Genomic DNA, 20658 nt, shown 5'->3' on the forward strand with positions numbered 1-20658 from the left:
TAATTCTTAATTATTTACTTAAGTTTATAAATACTCTATGGCTTACAAAGTAACTGTCAGCACCTTACCAAGGCTCATCAAATACATGGGCTTTCTATGATACAATTTCGTATCTGTGCATCACATCTCCCTTGTATTGTAGGTTTCGAACCCGCACATCAATAGCAACTGGATGAATGATTATATTTATGTCAAATGATACGTCTAAACCTTTTAGCAATAAACAATCAATCGATAACTTAAAAACCTCAGGATTTGAGCGTCGGATGTCGATTGCCAAAACTTCCTTAAATATTGGTCGTCGATGGGCGGGTAATAGTGTGTCTGGCATGTTTTTAAATAAAGAAGCCCGTACAGCGCGTAACCAAGCATTTATGGAAACGCAGGCGAACTATTTGGCAGCTGAACTGGGTAAGTTGAAAGGCTCTGTTGTTAAAATAGGTCAAATGCTTGCCATTTATGGAGAGCATATTCTACCGCCTGAGATTACACGTGCTCTGCAAACGTTAAATGATGATACAGCGACATTGTCATGGCCAACGATTGAGCTTACGTTACGTGATTTGTTGGGTGAAAGATTAAATGAGCTTGATATTGACCCTGTACCGATTGGTACTGCTTCCCTCGCCCAAGTCCATCGCGCTACTGTCATTGCTACAGGGGAGCAAGTCGTATTAAAGATTCAATATCCTGGTGTGGCAGATGCTATCAATTCAGATCTTGCTTTATTCAAACGACTGTTAAAAGTAAGCAATATCGTCCCGCAGACTCGCTCACTAGATGCTTGGTTTGAAGAAATACGCGACTTATTACATCATGAAGTGGATTACGAAGCAGAAGCCGTAACGACTGAGCGTTTTTACGATCGTTTAAGCAATGATCCGCGCTACGTTGTTCCAAAGATTAATCGTGAATACTCAAAAAAACGCTTGTTGTGCATGTCTTATGAGCCAGGTGTTTCAGTTGTATCTGACGTTTTGCAGCAATTGTCGCATGAACGTCGTAGTGCTATTGGTCAGGCTGCCATTGAAATTATGATGCAAGAAATTTTTGTTTGGGGAGAGATGCAAACAGACCCAAATTTTGGTAACTATTTGGTTCGGGTCAGTACTAATGAAGGAGAGCCTGATAAATTAGTACTATTAGATTTTGGCGCTATTCGTCAGTTTGATGAGAATTTATTGACCATTGCTCATGGATTATTAAAAGCTGGTTATCATCATGATCATGATGCCATGGTACTAGCAATGACGGGATACGATTTTTTCGATAGTATGAGTAATAAGGTACGCTCTGATGTTGCCTCTTTATTTTTACTTGCGACAGAACCTTTTAGTAATCCTGCAACAAATCCTGATATTCCTAGTGATCGTTTAGATGAGAAAGGCCGTTATATTTGGGCAAATAGTAAGCTGCATTCTCGCCTATCAACCGCTGCTACGCGTGCGATGCAATCTTTTGAATTTAATCTTCCTCCGAAAGAGTTTATGTTCATTAGTCGGAAATTTATTGGCGCCTATACTTTATTGACAGTGTTAAACTCTTATACTGACTCTAATAAATTGGTGAGACCTTATTTATAATCTTAATCGAAGGTGAATTTTAGACCGCCTCTTTTGTGGCGGTTTTTTCTTGTTTTATTTATTTTCACTTAGGCTATTTTATATCTCTATGTATTTCAAATTTTTGGCTGTCGTAGTCTTGATCATATTACTGCTTAGGCTATTTTTTAATGCCTCTACAATCCGCTTGCCAATTATCAAATCTGGTTTTATAACCTTGTGGCTTACGCATGCTAAGCTCCCAACAAGTCTCACCCCTTGCCAAATACTTGACTTCAAAATGCGTGCGTTGACTGTCTATGGGGACTTGATAACGCTTATTTGGTAAGCGCCAAATCTCAGTTGCTCGTTGCGCAGCATTGTCCATATATGACTCGATATTGGTCACTAACACTACTTCCCCATCATCTCGTAAACGTGACAATAAAAACTCAAAAAAAGGCATGTTCAGCCACTGCTGATTGGGATTATGCTGTTCAGGATTGGGATAGAGAATAAAGATTTTTGCTACACTACTCGGTGCGATGGCATGAACAATCCAAGCAATCGCATCAGCATGTATGGCATCTAGATTCGGGGCATTTTGCAATGCTGTTAGTTTAGCGAAGGCGTCAAATTTGTTGCGTGTGCGCTCAATCGCAACCAAGTGCTTATCAGGGTTTTGTGATACAAAGCCCAAAGCATGCTTGCCCTTCCCTGCGCCAATCTCTAATAGCAAGGGCAAATTGTCTTTATTTTCTATAACTATATTTGGAATGATAAAATTGCGGGGTGGTGAGAGCTTTTCTGGTTGAAATGCGCGTGATTGGCCATGCGTAAGCTCGATATTATCAGTCATCTACTGTCCTTAAAGTATTTGTCTTTTGCCATTATTCGGTCGCATGCTATTATATAGCCAATCCAACTGAATAGTAATATAACAACGGTGTGTGCCCATTTATCAATATGATTTAGACCAGCATGGGCAATATTTGTTGCCCTATTTTATATAGCTGCACTCACACCATTAATCTCAAGGATACCTTCTCTCTTATTATGTCTGATTCTACTCCCAATACTTCACCCAAGACCTATCCTTGCCCACGCTGTGGCACTCAGACGGCATGGCAAGACAATAAATATAAGCCGTTTTGTAGTAGTCGATGCAAGCTCATTGACTTAGGCGCTTGGGCAAATGAAGACTATACTTTACCCGCTGAAACGACGCCGTTCTCTGACGAATTATAACCAGTCTTTTTAATCACTCTATTACTTCAAGGATGTTTTATATGCCTGCAACTTACCTGATGCCCACTTATAACCGTCAACCAATCAGCTTTACTCGCGGTTCAGGCAGTTGGCTATATACCAAAGATGATACCCCTTATCTAGATGCACTGACGGGCATTGCTGTATGCGGATTGGGTCATTGCCATCCGCAGGTGACTGATGCTATCCAACAACAAGCTGCCACCTTAGTACATACTAGCAACTTATTTGGCATCGATTGGCAGGAGCGTGCAGGCGAGATCCTATGTACTGCTGCTCAAATGGACAGCGTCTTCTTTGCCAACAGCGGCGCTGAAGCAAATGAAGCTGCCTTAAAACTTGCTCGTTTATATGCACACAAGCAAGGCTTTAAACGTCCTAAAGTCATCGTTATGGAGCAGTCATTCCACGGTCGTACCCTATTGTCATTGTCAGCCACAGCCAATCCAAAAGCACGTGAAGGTTTTTATACGCTAGATGAAGACTTTATTCGTGTGCCATTTGGAGACATTAATGCGATTAAACAAGCAGCCCAAGACCATGATGATATCTGTGCCATCTTTGTAGAGCCGATTCAAGGCGAAGGTGGTCTTAATACAGCTGCCAATGGTTTTGCTTATCTTGAAGAGTTACAAGCAGAGTGTGAGGCACATAATTGGTTATTTATGCTGGATGAGGTTCAAACAGGCAATGGACGTACTGGCAAGTACTTTGCTTATCAACACAGTAATGCGCGTCCCGATGTATTAACCACAGCTAAAGGCTTAGGTAATGGGTTCCCAGTTGGTGCCTGTATGGTACGTGGCCGTGCTAATGGGTTGTTTGGTGCTGGTAGTCATGGGTCTACTTATGGTGGTACGCCACTGGCAAGTCGCGTTGTACACAGCGTCTATGAAGTCTTAGCAAACAGTGACATTATGGAAAATGCTGTCAAAGAGGGGCTATTTATTCGAGAGACTGTAGTCGATGCATTAGGTCAACATGGCGTGAATAGTCGCGGTGCTGGTATGATGATTGGTATTTCGATGCCCGACAATATGGACTGTAGCCAACTAGTGGATCGTGCACGTGATGAGCAAAAAATGATTATTAACGTTACTGGTGGTCATGTTATACGTTTATTACCGCCGCTCAATATGAATCGTGACGAGAGCACACAGGTGGCTGAACGTTTGATTAAACTGCTAAAGCCAAGTTTTTAAAACTCATCAGTTTGTATTATAAAAAATCCTATAGATAGTTTATATCTATAGGATTTTTTATAACATTTATGAGTGGTTAATTCTTACTCTGATATCAATTTAATTTGCATGAAAATACTTTTTTAACACTTCTAAACAACGAGTGATTTTAGCAGGTTGCTGATCACGGTTTAAGGTAACCGCATAGAGTACAAAGCTTGGTAATTGATAACCAGTCAAAACTTCGACCAGCTCTCCACTTTCTAGCTCTTTCTTAATATCCATTTCCATCATTCTAACCAAGCCATGACCTTCCTTGGCCAATGTGGTTGCCATGAAAACATTATTGGTATAAATGCGTGAATTTAGTTTTGTACGGGTTTTTTTGCCAGTCTCTGTTTGAATCAGATCGATTTGATTGGCATCCTTCATGATTTCAATACAAATCAGCTGATGATCAGCTAAGTCTTTTGGGGTTTGCAGCTTAGTGTTTTGACGCAGATATTGTGGAGAGGCAACAAGCATTTGACGCACGTCAGTCAATGGATGACTACTCAATGTAGAATCATTGATTGTAGGACTCATGCGAATGGCAATATCAATGCGCTCATCAATCATATCGATGTAATGGTTATCCGCCAGATATGTGATGCTTAAATCATCATGTGCAGCCATCCACGTAGATAGAGCAGGCAAAATATGATTAACACCAAGTTCAGGCGTGGTTGCCACACGCAGACTACCCGCTAACTCATCACGCAACTGATTGACTTTAATTCTACCTTGTTCAGCCGCACTGACCACGTCTTTTGCCGCTTCATAAAAACTCTCACCCGCTTCTGTTAAACTCAGCTTACGAGTTGAGCGATGCAATAATATCACACCCAGCTCATTTTCTAATGAACGGATCTGTTGACTGACCGCACTTGTCGTAATACCAAGCTCACGAGCTGAGCCACTAAAAGAGCCATGTCCAACCACACTGGCGAACACAGCCATACCGCGTAAATTATCTAACATATTCTCACCTAAGCTGCATCTTAATTTTTAATATAACTTAACCATTATAACGAATTTTAATTTTTCTTACTGTTATAAAATACGCTATTTTTATTTAAACAGCTTTATTTACAGTCAATAAAAATAGAAATATCAAGGCGATAGAATAGCATCGCCTTGATATTTTATATAGTAATTGTTTCTAATAGCTTTACATACTTTTTAAATTTTTTTAATAGGACGTTTTAAGACTGTTTAATACAACTGAACTTTACCCATTTTTCCTTCACCACGCTCAGTTAAATACTTCATAACTGGCGTATTGAGCAGCTTTGATTCTGCCACTGTTTTGGCTTGCACCAAACGTTTTTGTTGGCGCCGTTCAGGCGTTTTGTCATCAGCCTGCATAATGGTGCCATCAATTTGTAAATCAATCTCTAATTGAGGGAATTGTTGTTGTAATTTTTGCGCTAACTGCTGGAAAGTCGCTTGTAAATGTCTACTATCAACACTCGTCAAAAAAGTTGCTTTACCATTACATAACCCTGTTACTACACCTTGACGAGCCAAAGCCAACTCATCCTGAGCTAGTACTTCAGTTTCACGAGCCGTTTGTAGCCAGTAATCCCATTTTTCGGGTGTCCACTCACCTGTTAACTCTTGGGGTGGACAACGTAACAAAGTACGAGGATCATCAGGCTGCGTTACTATTTGAGACTCAGCAATTGGTTCAGGTTCAGTAATTGGTTCAGACTCAGCAATTGGTTCAGGCTCAGCAATTGGTTCAGGCTCAGCAATTGGTTCAGGCTCAGCAATTGGTTCAGGCTCAGCAATTGGTTCAGGCTCAGCAATTGGTTCAGGCTCAGCAATTGATTCAGGCTCAGCAATTGATTCAGATTCAGCGATTGGTTCAGGTTCAGCGATTGGTTCAGGTTCAGCGCTATTGGCTAACCACTCGTTGTCATCATAAATAATACCTTGTACGGTATCGTTATCTTGCGCTTGATAATCAACATCATAAGGCTGTAAGGGTGGTACTGATGCCAACTGTGGAGGCTGCATAGATGTGCTATTTTCTATTGCAGATATTTTTTGTGCAGCGTCAACATTGTCGTAAGTATTTTTTAATACTTCATCTACTGGTAGCGGACGAAAAGCCAATAAACGTAAGATGCACATTTCAAGCGCCTGCATCGGTGTACTGGCAAGCTTGACACCTTCGCGAGCTTGTACGACGATCTCGTAATAAAGTTGCAACACATCTGGGCTGATATGTTGTGCAAGCGCAGTGATATCTTGTGCCTGCGCTTCGTTCACGTTGAGAGCAACTTCAGGCAATAACTGCGTCAATGCCAACTGATGGAGTAACTCTGCAAGTCCATCAAACATACTAGTAGCATCAACCATCTGTGCTCGCATCTGTTCAATATGCGCGGCGACAGCAGACTTATCATGATTATAGATATCCGTAATCAGACTAACCAAATCAGCGGCATCGATCAAACCAAGCATCGCATTGACAGTAGCATCATCCAGCGCACCTTGACCAAAGGCAATGGCCTGATCTGTCAATGATAAGGCATCACGTACCGACCCTTTCGCCGCACTCGCTAGCTGCCAGAGTGCTGGTTGAGTATAATTTACATGCTCTTGGGTAAGGATATTGGCTAGATGCTCGCTAAGTAGTGTTTGCGGCAATGGACGCAACACGAATTGCAAACAGCGCGAGATAATCGTAATTGGCAGTTTTTGTGGATCAGTGGTCGCGAGCAAAAATTTCACATGCTCGGGCGGCTCTTCTAATGTTTTCAGTAACGCATTAAAGCTATGCGTCGATAGCATATGCACTTCATCAATCAGATAAACTTTGTAACGCCCTTGGCTTGGCGCGTAAGGCACATTGTCTAATAGTTCGCGAGTGTCTTCGACTTTGGTACGAGAAGCGGCATCAATCTCAATAAGATCAATGAAACGACCTTGATCGATTGCCACACAATTATCACACACACCGCAAGGTGTACTAGTGATACCAGTATCACAGTTCAAGCATTTAGACAAAATACGCGCAATCGTCGTCTTACCCACCCCACGTGTACCAGTGAATAAATAAGCATGGTGCAGACGGTTATAATCAATTGCATTGATCAATGCTTGCGATACATGCGTTTGTCCAATCAACTCATGAAAGTTTTTGGGGCGGTATTTGCGCGCTAAAACTTGATATTGCTGCGACATAGCGATCCATTGTGCCAAGTAGTGAATGTTCTTGTTTTAAATGTATTTTTGAATGCTCATTATAGCAAAAAGCCAGCGCATACGTCTGGCTTCTTACTGATTCAATAAAGGCTTATCAGATGTTCAATAACCGATCTTGATTAAAAAGAAAGATAGTTATTATTAATCAACTTTGCGGCGCATATGTGGGAATAAAATCACATCGCGAATACTGGCAGAATCTGTCAATAACATCACCAAGCGATCAATACCAATGCCTTCACCTGCTGTTGGTGGTAAACCATAAGACAAGGCTTCGATATACTCTTCATCAAAATGCATAGCTTCGTCATCACCCGCGTCTTTTTCAGCAACCTGACCGCGGAAACGCTCTGCCTGATCAGCTGGATCATTAAGCTCACTAAAGCCATTTGCCAATTCACGGCCACCGATAAACAACTCAAAACGATCTGTAATTTCAGGATTGTCATCATTACGGCGTGCCAATGGCGATGTTTCTGCTGGGTACTGTGTGATAAAGGTTGGCTGACGCAATTGATGCTCAGCCGTTTCTTCAAAGATAATCGTTTGCAATTTGCCTACACCAAAACCTTCTTTGACTTGCTGCTTCAAAACCGTTGAGGTGTATTCAGCAAGATACTCACGATCACTCATGCGTGCTGTATCAAAATTTTCTGCGTATTTTGCAATGGCGTCTGGCATAGAAAGACGCGCAAAAGGTGCTTTTAGACTGATGGCTTCTTCTTGATATGTAATCTCAGTCGTACCTAAGATGTCTATTGCTAATTCATTAAATAAGCGTTCCGTCAAATCCATTAAGTCATGGTGGTCAGCATAAGCCTGATAAAACTCAATCATCGTAAATTCAGGATTGTGACGAGTGGATACACCCTCGTTACGGAAACTGCGATTGATCTCAAACACTCTCTCAAAACCACCAACAACCAAACGTTTTAAGTACAGCTCAGGAGCGATACGCAAGTAAAGTGGCATGTCTAAAGCATTATGATGCGTTACGAACGGACGCGCCACTGCACCGCCTGGAATAGGATGCATCATTGGCGTTTCTACTTCCATGAAGCGCTCATTCAGCATAAACTTACGGATGCCACTGATGACTTGGCTGCGAATCATAAAAGTATCGCGAGTTGTCTCGTTGGTCATTAAATCAAGATGACGATTGCGATAACGGGCTTCTACATCTGCTAAACCGTGAAATTTGTTTGGCATCGGGCGCAATGACTTAGTTAACAGCTCAAGCGTTTCAATATGCACATATAGGTCGCCTTTTCCTGAGCGGCCGATATAACCTGACACCCCAACGATATCACCCAAATCTAGCGACTTGATACTCGCACGTGTTTCATCATCAAGCTCTTTACGTGCGACGTACAGCTGAATACGACTCGTCATGTCTTGTATCACAATAAACGATCCACGATTTAGCATGACGCGACCCGCTACGTTTACTTGTGTTTTTTCGCCATTAGCAGCCTTTTCTTCGATTTCTTGTTTTGAGACGCCATCAAAAGCCGTTTGTAAATCTTGTGCATAATCCGTGCGTTTAAATGTATTCGGATACGGCTGTTTACCTGACGCGCTGATATCGTCTAGCTTGGCTTGCAGCTGTGCAATCAGCTCATTGGTATCTTGTACTGGGGTTTGGTCTTGATTTTGATTATTGGCTTTTGACATAACACTCTCAAATTTTGATAAGTTAGTTTTTATATTTAAAAATTTATAAGATTAATCTACACACAAAAATCCTTTAGCAACGCCACCTTCAATGGTTTGACGGCAACCAAAAGGGGTATCATTGGCGGCACATGTTCCTTTTACGTTTGTCTTGCCAGCCTCAATAGCAGTATCCGAATTGGTACATTTGCCTTGACACTCAGAGCTGTCGCTACAAGATTTTCCTGCATCTGAAAACTGCTGTACGCATCGATATGCTTGTAGGCGACCTTCTTTGGTGTATTCACCACCTTTTGCAAGGCATTCTTTTGCCAGCATCTCTACGCTTTTGGATGCAGAATTGGCATTATTTTGTTCTTCTGTCATTGCTGGTGTCTGACAGGCAGATATAAACAATAAAGAAAACAAACCCATAAAAAATAAAGCTAAGCGATTATTCATAATTTTTCTCACATTTAAAATATGGATCTGTTTATAGGAAAATCAAGTTTGGCATAGTTGCTTACTATTATAGGCAATCTACTAAAAAATTTATGTAAAATAAACTGACTATAAAACGCTATTGCTCGCCACCAATACTGGCCATCAAGTCCGCTTGATGCTCACGTAACAGTGCATCAAGAATTTCATCTAAATCACCTTCCATAATCGAATCAAGCTTATACAAGGTCAAGTTGATACGATGATCCGTCATACGGCCTTGTGGAAAATTATAGGTACGGATACGCTCCGAGCGATCGCCACTACCGACCAAATCACGACGTATAGAATCCGCCACATCGACCTGCGCTTGTACTTTGGCTTGCTGGATTTTAGAGACCAGCATCTTCATCGCGTGTGCACGGTTTTTGTGCTGGCTACGCTCCTGTTGACACTCTACCACGGTACCGGTAGGAATATGCGTCAAACGTACAGCTGAGTCGGTGGTGTTAACGTGCTGACCACCCGCGCCACTTGAGCGAAAAGTATCCATTTTAATATCAGCAGGATTGATATCAACGGTATCATCAATTTCAACTTCTGGCATGACTGCAACGGTACAAGCTGACGTATGCACGCGGCCCTGGCTTTCGGTCTCTGGTACACGTTGTACACGGTGAGCGCCAGACTCAAACTTCAAACGACCATAAACGCTATTGCCAGATACACGAGTAATGATTTCTTTATAACCACCGTGTTCGCCTTCATTGGCTGACAATACTTCTACTGTCCAACCTTGCGTCTGTGCGTATTTTTGGTACATACGGAACAAATCACCAGAGAAAATAGCAGCTTCGTCACCACCTGTACCAGCACGAATCTCTAAGAACGCTGGCACTTTATCATTGGGATCTTTCGGCAGCATCATCAGATTGAGTGCTTCTTCCATTTCTATAATGGTTTCACGTGCACTATCAATCTCTTCTTGCATCATCTCTTTCATATCAGGATCTGAGGCTTCTTTTAGCATAGCCTCGGCGTCAGCCTGATCGGTTTCTGCACGCACATAGTTTTGCCATAAAGTAGTGATATCCATCAAGTCACTATGCTCAACAGATAGCTCACGAAACTTATTATTATCGCTGATGATGCTAGGATCTGATAATAAGGCGGTGACCTCTTCATAACGGTCTACCATCTGGTCTAAACGCAGGCGTAAGGATTCTTTCATAAAAGGACTTTTAGTTAGATGAGAGGAATAAGATCGTGATTATAGCAAATTTTTTGGGGTAAATTAAAACCTCTCAGAAATCTTGGCCTTATTCTAGACAATCTTGCCGTAACATTGACAATATGGCTTTATAAAAACTGGAATACTGACGCTATTTTTGATCTTGTAGTTTATAAAAATACCAAGCCAAAAACGTAGGCATAAAAAAATAGCTAAGAGCACTCTTAGCTATTTTTATCAAGAAAAACATTCAGAATGACAGATTAAACTTTACGAACCAATACCGAACCGATTGAATAACCTGCGCCAAATGAGCAAATAACACCCAAATCACCTGATGCCAATTCATCTTTATAGCGATGGAATACAACCATAGGACTGGCTGAGCTGGTGTTGGCGAATTCAGCAATGACGCTTGGCACTATAGATTTGTCTGCCTCTTTACCCATCACAGTTCTCAGGATAAGATCAAGCATATTGGCATTGGCTTGATGTAACCACATCATCTTAACATCAGACGTTGGCAAGTTGTTTTCTTTTAAATGCTCAGTAATAATCTCCGAAACCTTTGGACAGACTTCACGAAATACTTTGCGACCATTTTGCAAAAATAGCTTGGGCGTTACAGGATCTTTGATATCTGGATACATCTCTGTTTGCGCTGCCAAATACTCTGATCGATCCATAAAACCATATTCATTGGTAATATTGGTCGAGAATTCTGTAAACAGCTTTGCGTTAAGGATCTCATACCCTTTCGGTGTATCCAAATCTTCAACGATAGAAGCAGTGGCAACATCACCAAAGATAAAGTGGCTATCACGGTTACGCCAGTTCAAATGCGCTGAGGTAATCTCAACGTTGACCACAGCGACGCGTTTGGCAAGACCAGAGACAATAGAACCATGTGCTTGTGAGAGACCAAAAGTCGCAGCACTACAAGCCACATTCATATCATAAGCGAAACCGCCTACCATACCAATCTCATTTTGGATCTCGATGGCAACAGCAGGATAAGTGCGCTGAAAGCTCGAACAAGCAAGGATGATACCATCTAGGTCATTCGCTTCTAACCCAGCGTCAGCAAGCGCGTCTTTTAAGGCTGCCGCACCCATTTCTGCCATCACAGACAACTCTTCGCCTAAATTACGATAAGCGATCACTGGTGCCATGATTTCAGGGTTCAAAATACCCTCTTTTTCCATCACATAACGCGATTTGATACCAGATACTTTTTCGATAAACTCAGCTGAAGAATGCTGAAGTGCTGTAACAGTCTCTGCTGCTATCTCATCAGCATGCTTTGCATTATAATTATCAACATACTGGTTAAATGTATTTACTAACTCTTCATTGCTAATGCTATACGGCGGAATATACAGGCCCGTGCCTGTGATACAAGTCGTCATGATAAGCTTCCTTGTCTACTACTTTAGGGATTGGTATAAGTATAAAGGTGAAAAAAACCACAGTCTTTCGATTTCAGTGAATAAATGTAAACTTAAAATCAGTGCCCTTATTATGCCTGAATATTATTATATTTCTAATACTTTGTTACAAATAATCTGGTTGTGGAGAAAAATAAGCAAAGATTACTTTTAGTTTATTATAGCTACGATATAATCAGCGCCGTTTGATTATACGCTGATCGCAATTTAACCGCATCAAAAACGACTCAAGACATTCGATACTTATCTTTGGAAAGATTAATGGTAGAACTTTTAAGCTGGTTATTTGGTCAATATGCTGACTACTCTACAGTATTCATAGCGCTTGAGCTAATTGCTGTTGTATTCGGCATTGCAAGCGTTCTACTTGCCAGCAAAACCAATATATTGGTATTTCCTATTGGTCTTGTGAGTACAGCCATATTTGTTTATTTGTTATGGAAATGGCAGTTGTTTGGCGATATGTTTATCAATGCTTACTATAGCGTCATGAGTATTTATGGCTGGATAAATTGGACAAAGAATAAAGAATCTAAGCAGGATCACATAAATCCTACGAGCCAACAAGATGCGTCAATAAAAAATACTGATACCAATCATAGTATCCAAGTCGAGCATTTAACTATCAAAGACGTGCCTATATTGGCAGCATTAGCCGCCATTACCATCGCTTTTGTGGCGTTGGTTTATTACTTCCGTCCTGTCATTAATAATGGCTTTAGGTTCGATGGTGCCATGCTTGGTTTGCATTTATTTACGTGGGTCGATTATACCGATATGCTCACCACTGCGCTGTTTTTGATGGCGATGTGGCTGATGGCACGACGCAAGATTGAGCACTGGTTACTGTGGATAGTGGCCGACGCTATCTCAATACCTTTATACTTCTATAAAGGGCTTACTTTCACTGCGTTCCAATACGTGGTTTTCACTCTCATCGCAATCTGGGCTTACTATGAATGGCAGCGCCGCTATCGCATGCAACCTCACACAGCATACGCCTAAATCCGTCATTAACATCGCCATATTAGGGGCAGAAAGTACGGGTAAGACCACGTTATGCCGTGACTTGGCAGAGCACTTTGGTAGCCTGTGGGTACCTGAGTATATGCGCACCTATCTACAAAAAAAATGGAATGATGAGCAATTGACTTGCACATGGGAAGATTTGCTTCCTATTGCGCAAGGTCAGATCAAACTAGAAAACACACTGGCCAAGCAAACTGCGTACACATCAGACAAGCTTAGGTACTTATTTTGCGATACCAGTTTGTTTGAACTGATGGTCTATTCCAACTGGTATTATGGTGATTGTCCTGAAGCGTTAACGACAGCAGCACTGGCACATCATTATGATCTGATATTACTCACAAGCGTGGACGTTCCGTGGGTAGCAGATGATTTGCGGGATAGCCCGTATCAGCGCGAAAAAATAAGTACGTTTTTTGAAAATCAGTTAATTCGTCATCAAAAGCCCTATCGCCATATTGGTGGCGATAGAGAGGAACGAGTTCGGCAAGTAGCAGCATGGCTTTCTGAAATCAATGATTAGAAGTTTTTTTATCCCATAAACAATTGGTAATTTTATCTATAAGCACCTTAAGAGATATCGATGCTAAAAAATATTGAACGTTACTTAGAAAAAACCATCTTTAACAGTCGCTGGATATTGGCACCCTTTTACTTAGGCTTAGTTTTTGGAATTATTTTATTATTCATCAAATTCATCCAAAAGCTTTGGGGGATGTTTGCAGATATTCTGGTTGCTTCTGAAGCAAATGTGATTGTTGACATACTAGTGTTGGTCGATATTTCACTGGTGGCAAGCTTATTACTCATTATCATATTCAGCGGTTATGAGATTTTTGTCTCCAAAATCGATACCAATGATCACGATGACCGTCCTAGTTGGATGGGAAAAGTTGATTTTTCTGGGCTAAAGCTCAAAGTCATCGGCGCTATTGTCGCCATTTCTGCTATTGATCTTCTCAAATCTTTTATGGATATAACAAGTGGTATGAGCGAAGGCGATGCAGACAAGCTTATGTGGAAAGTCATTATTCATATGACATTCGTTTTGTCCGGATTACTGTTTGCGATTATGGACAAAATTGTTGGCGATACCAATAAGCACTAGCAAACACTAGCGCTTATTTTTCCATACACTCTCCACTCTTCTTACATCTTTTTTCTTTATAGCCCCTCTATGATTTCTTTAACCCTATCGACTGCCTTATTGACAGTCTTGGAATAAAGAGTCATATGAGGAGCTTTTATGCAAAAAACACTATTTACCAAATTAGCTATTATCGCTGGGCTTTGCCTTATCTTTGCCATCGGTCTTAGTATGATTGGCTCCGTTATTTACGAGCGACAAACCTATGCAGAATCAGTAGTGAGAGAGATTGCGCAACAGCACGTCAATCCGCAAGAAGTCATTACCCCATTCATTGCCATTCCTACCACGGTCACCCCCGAATGCCAGACTGAAACGTCAGATACGAATCGTAAGTGCGCGGCTTCTTATACAAAGATCGAGACCATTTTTGCTAATCAAACCCAAGCGACACAAGATCTTGACGTTAGCACTGATACTTACCAACGCGGTATTTATCATGCAACCAGCTATAATGGGGCACTGACATTTGATCAAAACTATACTTTTCAAAACCATACTTTTGATGAAGCCATCACAAACTTGAGCGAATCGACAAGCGTAGCCAATCAAGAATTAGATCAAACCAGCACTGATAACACTGAAAGTAAAATAAAACCAGAGAAAACTACGGTTCACTGGGATAAAGCAAAATTAATCATTCCCATATCAGATCTGCGTGGCCTTGCTACTTTGCCAACAGTGACGATTGATAAAAAACCAATCAAAGCGACTTATCCGCAAATATCCATTATAAAAAATATAACCTACGTGGAAGTAGCTATTCCGCAAGAGGTTTTGATTCGCTCAGAAAAAAGCGTCACAGAAAAGCGTAATCAGATCATTGATATTATGGTCGATCTTCCATTAGCGGGTATCAGCAACCTAAATACTGTGCCGACTGGACAGAACTTTGGCCTGACAATGCGTAGTAACTGGCTGACGCCAAATTTTATCGGTAAAGCGTTGCCAAATACCAAAAAACTGACCTCCAAAGGTTTTGAGGCCAGCTGGCAAAATCAGTACCTGACTATTGCCAATAATCAAAATTTATCGCAGTGTGCCAGCATTGCTAATAGCCAATGTACTATTACAAGTCGGGCAACGTTTGATAGTACTCACCCGTCAATGAATCCTGATACCAGTATGACAATGCAGGAAAACCTTGCCATATCAGACGCAGACACCGTACCTAATAGCTTTAGGGATGTGAGTTTAAACAGCTTTGGTGTGAGTTTTGCTGAGCCGAATGATGTGTATTTACAAACAGAACGAGCAATGAAATATGCCTTATTATTGATCCTCGTCTCATTCGGCACGTTTTTCTTATTTGAAGTGATCAAATCGAGCCGTATTCACCCTATCCAATATCTGTTGGTCGGTTGCGCATTATTTGTTTTTTATGTCTTGCTACTACCACTTGCAGAACAAATCATATTTTGGAAAGCCTATGCCATTGCTGCTAGTGCTTGTGTTGGGCTTATTGGTTGGTATACCTACTATGTTTTAGGTGGTATAAAACGAGCAGCAATATTTACAGGGACGTTGGCAGGATTATATGCAGCGTTTTTTGGCATCTTAACCACAGAAGATATGAATCTACTATTGGGTGCTGTTTTTTGCTTTGCCATCCTTGCCTGCGTGATGGTAATGACTCGTAAAATCGATTGGTATAAAATTGCCTAATACAATGAGGACATACTAATACAATGACATATCGGGCAGTTCTACGTTGGCGTCAATCAATTAGCGCACCTAGAACTGCCCGATAAGGTTACTATCTAACAATCTCGCAATTCAGAGCTTTGGCCCAGTTTTTACTACTGTTTTCACAGCGCTCGCACAGCTGGTTTTCATCAGTAATGTGGTCAACATGACCACAATGCATACAAGCATAAGACGTCCCTGCTTCTATTTGCTCGACCGCTTGATACTCTTTGGGAAAAAGCGGCATACCATACCTTGTTTTTTCGGGCTGATATAGCAATATGCTAAAGTTACCGTCTGTCTCTAGCAGTCCTGTCCGCACCTGCCCTAAATGCTCAACGCCTTGCTGACGCATTTCTGCAAAAAACTCATCATGTGACATCTTGCCTTTCTTAATCTTATCAAGTACTAGCACACCATCTTCTACAATATAAAGTGATTTGCCTTCCAAAAAATTTTCAACAGGATTAAACTTCATCATTGCCCAAGTACACAAGCGATAGAGTAGGATAACCGTACTCATAATCAGTACTGCTTGAATAATAGGCAAGTCTTCAGTAAACATGGGATCACCTGCAATAGAACCAAGTGACAAAATAATGGTCAACTCAAAAATAGAAAGCTGACGAACACCGCGCTTACCTGTAAATCGTAAAAACGAAATAATCAGTGTAAACATCACTACGACACGTATTAAAATCTCAATGGCAAACACCCAAGTGGTGTCATGAATAAAAATACTTGCCCAATCCATATATCTCTTTCCTATTTATCATTTTTTTAATGCATTAAGTTGAATATTGTCATTAGTTCCAATCAGCTACTTACTGATAGAGCCAATGAATTTAATAGTCACCTGTACCATTCAAGCGACTTATTTGCAGTAAGCACCGCAAGATCAAATAGATCGTGAGACAATCAATAACGCAGCTCAAACAAGACAGAGCGACCACGCCCTCTACTCGCTATTTTATTAGAAAAACAACTTAATCATTGTAGGAATTATTTTGAAAGCCACGATTTATACCACTGTTGCATTAATCGCATTTGCGGCGAATTCTTTGTTTTGTAGAATGGCGTTAGCGGATGACTATATAGATGCGTGGAGCTTTACTATCGTTCGTTTAGTGAGTGCTGCTGGTTGTTTGGGTATCATTATGATACTGCACGCCTCTCACTTACAACGTCAAGTGCGTAAGATGAATGACACTTCTAATGGCACACTTCTCGTGTTAAGCGATAAAGGCAGCTGGTTAAGCAGTTTCACCCTTGTCATTTATGCGTTATGTTTTTCAATTGCTTATGTAGAATTAGATACAGGTACTGGCGCACTGATTTTATTTTCAGCGGTTCAGCTCACCATGATTGGTTGGGGTATTTATAAAAAAGAGCAGTTAAGCGTATTGCAATGGACAGCATTTATTGTGGCAGTAGCAGGATTTATTTATTTAATGTTGCCGTCAGCAGCAATACCATCTCCATTGGCAGCCATACTTATGACGATCAGTGGTATCGCTTGGGGTATATATAGTATACGTGGCAAAACTTGCGTATCACCACTACGAGCCACTGGTTTTAATTTCATCAGAAGCCTTATCGCGGTTCCAATACTATTATTGGTAAGCCTGTATTACTTGGACAATATGGGACTCGCTACTGTCAATTTGAACAATGTCACGACCAAAGGAATACTACTGGCAGGCGCATCAGGCGCAATTGCATCTGGGATCGGCTATAGCATCTGGTATACAGCCATGCCACTATTGAAACACACACAAGCAGCCATTGTACAATTATGTGTACCGATACTGGCAGCCATACTGGGTGTGGTCTTTTTATCTGAGCAGCTAAGCTTACCATTCGTGGTAGCAAGCACTGTCATTTTAGGCGCCGTTTTAACATTTACTTTAAGTAAAAAGACATCAAAAATATCAAGCTAAAGGCATCAATATCACTATTCATGATTTGTCTTTAGCTTACTTACTCACTTTTATCATTAGTTGAGTTGCCAATAAAAGGGATCACCGTAGACCTCTGCAAAGTAATCGATTAACGTTCTCACGTTTAAAGAAACATGACGAGTATTGGGATAAATAGCGGCAATGTGCTGAGTGGTGGTCTTCACAGCAGCAGTGTATTCAGGCAACAACTTTACCAACTGACCACTCTTTAAATGCTCACCAATCAGCCAGTCAGGAAAAAGCACGATCCCCATGCCTTTTAATGCGGTTACCAATAAGGATTCTGCGTTATTGGACATGAGTAAAGCAGGTGCTAAACAAGAAGTCCAATCCTCACCCTTGGTCTTGAAAAGCCAGCGATTCGGCCCCGACGACCCTTTATAAACCAACCCTTTATGATGAATTAACTCTGTTGGCGATTGCAGCTTTCCGTACTGGTTTATGTACTCAGGAGTGGCTGCCAGATGATATGTTTGCTCACCAAAAATCCGCGCATGAAAAGTCGAATCGTTTAATGTCCCAATTCTAAAAATAACGTCCGTTGGATAATGATGAGGATCGATAAAGTCATCAGTTAACGTCAGATCTATTTGTACTTTAGGATAGTGAGCGCTAAATTGTGGCAACCAGGGAGCGATGTGTCGTTGTCCAAAAAATACTGGCGCATTGATTCTGAGTAAGCCGCCTGGTTCTAATGTCCTATCCTGAAGCTCTTCTTGTGCCATGCTCATACTTTCTGTCATAGCATGGGCGTAGGTCATAAACACGCGTCCTGCTTCGGTAGGAATGACGGCACGGGTATTGCGATAAAAAAGCTGTTGCCCCAACGAATCTTCTAATTGTTTGATAATACGAGAGACCTTAGACGCAGACACCCCTTCTTTTCGAGCCACCACCGAAAAACTCTGAGCTTTATAGACACTGATATAGAAATGCAAAGTCTTTATGCTGATATTGTCGACGTTATTCATTTGTGCAACTTATGCAAAGGTCATTTCCACATTATAGCGTTTTTCATGAATATAAGCTCCTGTAGAATACCGCCATTGCTTATTAAGGATTTTTTTCATGCAAATATTATTGATACTTATCGTTGTGTTAGGCGGCATGGGGTTATCCGTTGAAGCGGGATTACTGGGCCCTTTAGGGGGTCAAGTTGGTGAATTGTGGGCGACATTGAGTATTTTCGGTGTTGGTGCAGCATTGACTTTTTTTCTTATGTTATTTTTTAGTCCACGCAATAGCCCTTCATTTTTCTCGCAACCCCCTTTGTTACTCGTTGGCGGAATTTTAGGTCCTATTTACGTGGTGGTCTTAACCGTCGTCACACCAGTCATCGGCGTTGCAATGACAATGATTGGCATACTTGCTGGCCAAATCTCAAAAAGTCTGATCATCGATCATTATGGACTATTTGGAACCACAGAAAGAAAAATAGACAATAAAAGAATCATAGCCTTGGTTTTTATCATTGCTGCACTGTTCTTTATGGCGAAGGGGTAAAATAGATGATGCTTATATTAATGATCGTATTGGCAATAATTGGCGGGGCTGCCTTAAGTGTTCAAGCGGCTTTAAATGGTCGTCTGGGTGGTAATGTTGGCGTCTTTAAAAGCGCATTTCTCACTTTTTCTGTGGGCGCGCTAGTTACTGCTTTACTTATTTTCTTCTTTGAACCAAACCACTCAGTCACGTTAATGGACGTGCCCAAATGGCAGTTACTTGGTGCGCTTTGCGGTGTGCCTTATATCGTCATTATGGTAGTTGCAGTACAACGTATCGGTACTGCCGTCGCAACGGTAGCTGTCATTTTCGGTCAGCTTAGTATGAGCGTGCTAATCGATAATTTTGGTTGGTTAGGTAATGAAGTAATCACACTCTCGGGTAGTCGAATTGCTGCTTTGGTTTGTTTGGCAATTGCACTTTATTTTATTTATTCTAGTAATAAGTCTGAACCTAAAGCTGCTTAGTTACCCTTTGTTAAGTGCTAATTATAAGATGATTGGTGTTATAGTCAATCCAAAAAAAGCATGGTACATCGAGTCATAATGTTCTAATTATTTTTTATTGATTGCTTGTGATTATTGGATTTTTGCGCTAATACTGACAATAGCCAAACTAAAAAGGATGAGCCGTTGCGGTTCATCCTTTTTAGTTTATATTATCTGTTATTGATATTGGCAATTTCATCATCAAGCTGTACACGTCGCTGCTTCGTATAAGTTGCTAAGCAACCATTGCTTGCCATTGGATAAGCACTGCCGCCACTAAAACCACGAGCTGAGAACTTGCAGGCCTTATCTCTAAAGTCAATCCATGCAAGCTGCGCTGTCTTTAATTGCTTTTTTTCACTAGCGTCTAACAGACGTTGTAAATCACTATAGGATTTATTCAATTTCCTGTCTTCCGTTGATAACTCAGTTGCCGTGCATTTATTGATATCTGCCTGAGTATTGGCATTATCACAGGCACTAGCAGCTGATGCTTGCGCCGTAGCAAACAGACCGACAGATAACAACGTTAAACCAGACAGCTTTCTCAAATTACTCGTTATTTTTTTCATGTAGCACCTCATTGTTATTCATAATCAGAAAATACTAGCATAGAGAACGTTGGGTTTTTATTGAGTCCTGTTAAGAAACGTCATTCACCTATCATGAGTCAAACGCCACTCTTATAATGCATTATTGGCCATCATTATTTACTGCTATCCCCTATACATTATAGGATCCTGAGTTTTTAGCAATTATGATATAACGCTTCTTATAAGCCAATTCTGTTGTTTAGAGAAACAGTTTTATAAGTGTTTATGGAAT

General features: G+C 41.0%; 20 protein-coding genes. 10 read left to right on the plus strand and 10 right to left on the minus strand.

Annotated elements, in window-relative coordinates; translation table 11 throughout:
* The first annotated feature begins 188 nt into the window (after nt 1-188).
* Nucleotides 189-1583 (plus strand): ABC1 kinase family protein, encoded by a 1395-nt coding sequence (locus A3K91_RS07020; RefSeq protein ID WP_062845913.1) that lies wholly within the window; start codon nt 189-191, stop codon nt 1581-1583.
* Nucleotides 1584-1722: 139 nt separating this feature from the next.
* Here the strand turns inward: A3K91_RS07020 and A3K91_RS07025 are convergent, their stop codons facing one another.
* Entirely contained in the window at nt 1723-2400 is a 678-nt protein-coding gene (locus tag A3K91_RS07025; protein WP_062844624.1) for a class I SAM-dependent methyltransferase, read from the minus strand.
* 197 nt (nt 2401-2597) lie between these two features.
* On the opposite strand from A3K91_RS07025, the gene A3K91_RS13965 reads away from it, so the two are divergent.
* Entirely contained in the window at nt 2598-2789 is a 192-nt protein-coding gene (locus A3K91_RS13965) for a DNA gyrase inhibitor YacG (RefSeq protein ID WP_084387292.1), read from the plus strand.
* A 41-nt stretch (nt 2790-2830) separates the two neighbouring features.
* Nucleotides 2831-4012 (plus strand): aspartate aminotransferase family protein, encoded by a 1182-nt coding sequence (locus tag A3K91_RS07030; RefSeq protein WP_062844625.1) that lies wholly within the window; start codon nt 2831-2833, stop codon nt 4010-4012.
* A gap of 99 nt (nt 4013-4111) precedes the next feature.
* On the opposite strand, the gene A3K91_RS07035 is transcribed toward A3K91_RS07030, so the two are convergent.
* The 6 genes from A3K91_RS07035 to A3K91_RS07060 form a co-directional block, all read right to left on the minus strand.
* Complete coding sequence (locus A3K91_RS07035; protein WP_062844626.1) at nt 4112-5011, minus strand: LysR family transcriptional regulator; 900 nt, start codon at nt 5009-5011, stop codon at nt 4112-4114.
* A gap of 234 nt (nt 5012-5245) precedes the next feature.
* Nucleotides 5246-7225: a DNA polymerase III subunit gamma/tau gene (dnaX, locus tag A3K91_RS07040; protein ID WP_062844627.1), complete on the minus strand. Its 1980-nt coding sequence runs from the start codon at nt 7223-7225 to the stop codon at nt 5246-5248.
* Nucleotides 7226-7387: 162 nt separating this feature from the next.
* The gene (gene lysS, locus A3K91_RS07045; protein ID WP_062844628.1) at nt 7388-8920 is read right to left on the minus strand and encodes a lysine--tRNA ligase; all 1533 of its coding nucleotides are present in this window, start codon (nt 8918-8920) and stop codon (nt 7388-7390) included.
* 51 nt (nt 8921-8971) lie between these two features.
* The gene (locus A3K91_RS07050; RefSeq protein WP_062844629.1) at nt 8972-9361 is read right to left on the minus strand and encodes a hypothetical protein; all 390 of its coding nucleotides are present in this window, start codon (nt 9359-9361) and stop codon (nt 8972-8974) included.
* A gap of 118 nt (nt 9362-9479) precedes the next feature.
* Complete coding sequence (prfA, locus tag A3K91_RS07055) at nt 9480-10571, minus strand: peptide chain release factor 1 (RefSeq protein ID WP_062844630.1); 1092 nt, start codon at nt 10569-10571, stop codon at nt 9480-9482.
* A 263-nt stretch (nt 10572-10834) separates the two neighbouring features.
* The gene (locus tag A3K91_RS07060) at nt 10835-11980 is read right to left on the minus strand and encodes a beta-ketoacyl-ACP synthase III (protein WP_062844631.1); all 1146 of its coding nucleotides are present in this window, start codon (nt 11978-11980) and stop codon (nt 10835-10837) included.
* 300 nt (nt 11981-12280) lie between these two features.
* Between A3K91_RS07060 and pnuC the strand changes: the two genes are divergently transcribed.
* From pnuC to creD, 4 genes are all read left to right on the plus strand, one after another.
* Nucleotides 12281-13024 carry a nicotinamide riboside transporter PnuC gene (gene pnuC / locus A3K91_RS07065; protein ID WP_062844632.1) on the plus strand — a complete coding sequence of 248 codons (744 nt, stop codon included), beginning with the start codon at nt 12281-12283 and terminating at the stop codon, nt 13022-13024.
* The gene (locus A3K91_RS07070; protein WP_062844633.1) at nt 12975-13571 is read left to right on the plus strand and encodes an AAA family ATPase; all 597 of its coding nucleotides are present in this window, start codon (nt 12975-12977) and stop codon (nt 13569-13571) included. The genes pnuC and A3K91_RS07070 overlap by 50 nt, the downstream gene beginning before the upstream one ends.
* Nucleotides 13572-13631: 60 nt before the next feature.
* The gene (locus tag A3K91_RS07075; protein WP_062844634.1) at nt 13632-14156 is read left to right on the plus strand and encodes a TIGR00645 family protein; all 525 of its coding nucleotides are present in this window, start codon (nt 13632-13634) and stop codon (nt 14154-14156) included.
* A 138-nt stretch (nt 14157-14294) separates the two neighbouring features.
* Nucleotides 14295-15860, plus strand: a complete 1566-nt coding sequence (gene creD, locus A3K91_RS07080) for a cell envelope integrity protein CreD (RefSeq protein ID WP_062844635.1) — start codon at nt 14295-14297, stop codon at nt 15858-15860.
* A gap of 91 nt (nt 15861-15951) precedes the next feature.
* On the opposite strand, the gene A3K91_RS07085 is transcribed toward creD, so the two are convergent.
* Complete coding sequence (locus A3K91_RS07085) at nt 15952-16635, minus strand: DUF421 domain-containing protein (RefSeq protein ID WP_062844636.1); 684 nt, start codon at nt 16633-16635, stop codon at nt 15952-15954.
* 253 nt (nt 16636-16888) lie between these two features.
* Between A3K91_RS07085 and A3K91_RS07090 the strand changes: the two genes are divergently transcribed.
* Nucleotides 16889-17821: a DMT family transporter gene (locus tag A3K91_RS07090; protein WP_062844637.1), complete on the plus strand. Its 933-nt coding sequence runs from the start codon at nt 16889-16891 to the stop codon at nt 17819-17821.
* Nucleotides 17822-17877: 56 nt separating this feature from the next.
* Here the strand turns inward: A3K91_RS07090 and A3K91_RS07095 are convergent, their stop codons facing one another.
* Nucleotides 17878-18813: a LysR family transcriptional regulator gene (locus A3K91_RS07095; RefSeq protein ID WP_062844638.1), complete on the minus strand. Its 936-nt coding sequence runs from the start codon at nt 18811-18813 to the stop codon at nt 17878-17880.
* 97 nt (nt 18814-18910) lie between these two features.
* On the opposite strand from A3K91_RS07095, the gene A3K91_RS07100 reads away from it, so the two are divergent.
* Nucleotides 18911-19345 carry a DMT family transporter gene (locus tag A3K91_RS07100; RefSeq protein ID WP_062844639.1) on the plus strand — a complete coding sequence of 145 codons (435 nt, stop codon included), beginning with the start codon at nt 18911-18913 and terminating at the stop codon, nt 19343-19345.
* Nucleotides 19346-19353: 8 nt separating this feature from the next.
* The gene (locus A3K91_RS07105; RefSeq protein ID WP_062845914.1) at nt 19354-19812 is read left to right on the plus strand and encodes a DMT family transporter; all 459 of its coding nucleotides are present in this window, start codon (nt 19354-19356) and stop codon (nt 19810-19812) included.
* A 191-nt stretch (nt 19813-20003) separates the two neighbouring features.
* Here A3K91_RS07105 and A3K91_RS07110 read toward each other — a convergent pair whose 3' ends face one another.
* The gene (locus A3K91_RS07110; RefSeq protein ID WP_062844640.1) at nt 20004-20405 is read right to left on the minus strand and encodes a lysozyme inhibitor LprI family protein; all 402 of its coding nucleotides are present in this window, start codon (nt 20403-20405) and stop codon (nt 20004-20006) included.
* Nucleotides 20406-20658 lie beyond the last annotated feature (253 nt).

It is taken from the genome of Psychrobacter alimentarius, assembly GCF_001606025.1.
Classification (GTDB): domain Bacteria; phylum Pseudomonadota; class Gammaproteobacteria; order Pseudomonadales; family Moraxellaceae; genus Psychrobacter; species Psychrobacter alimentarius.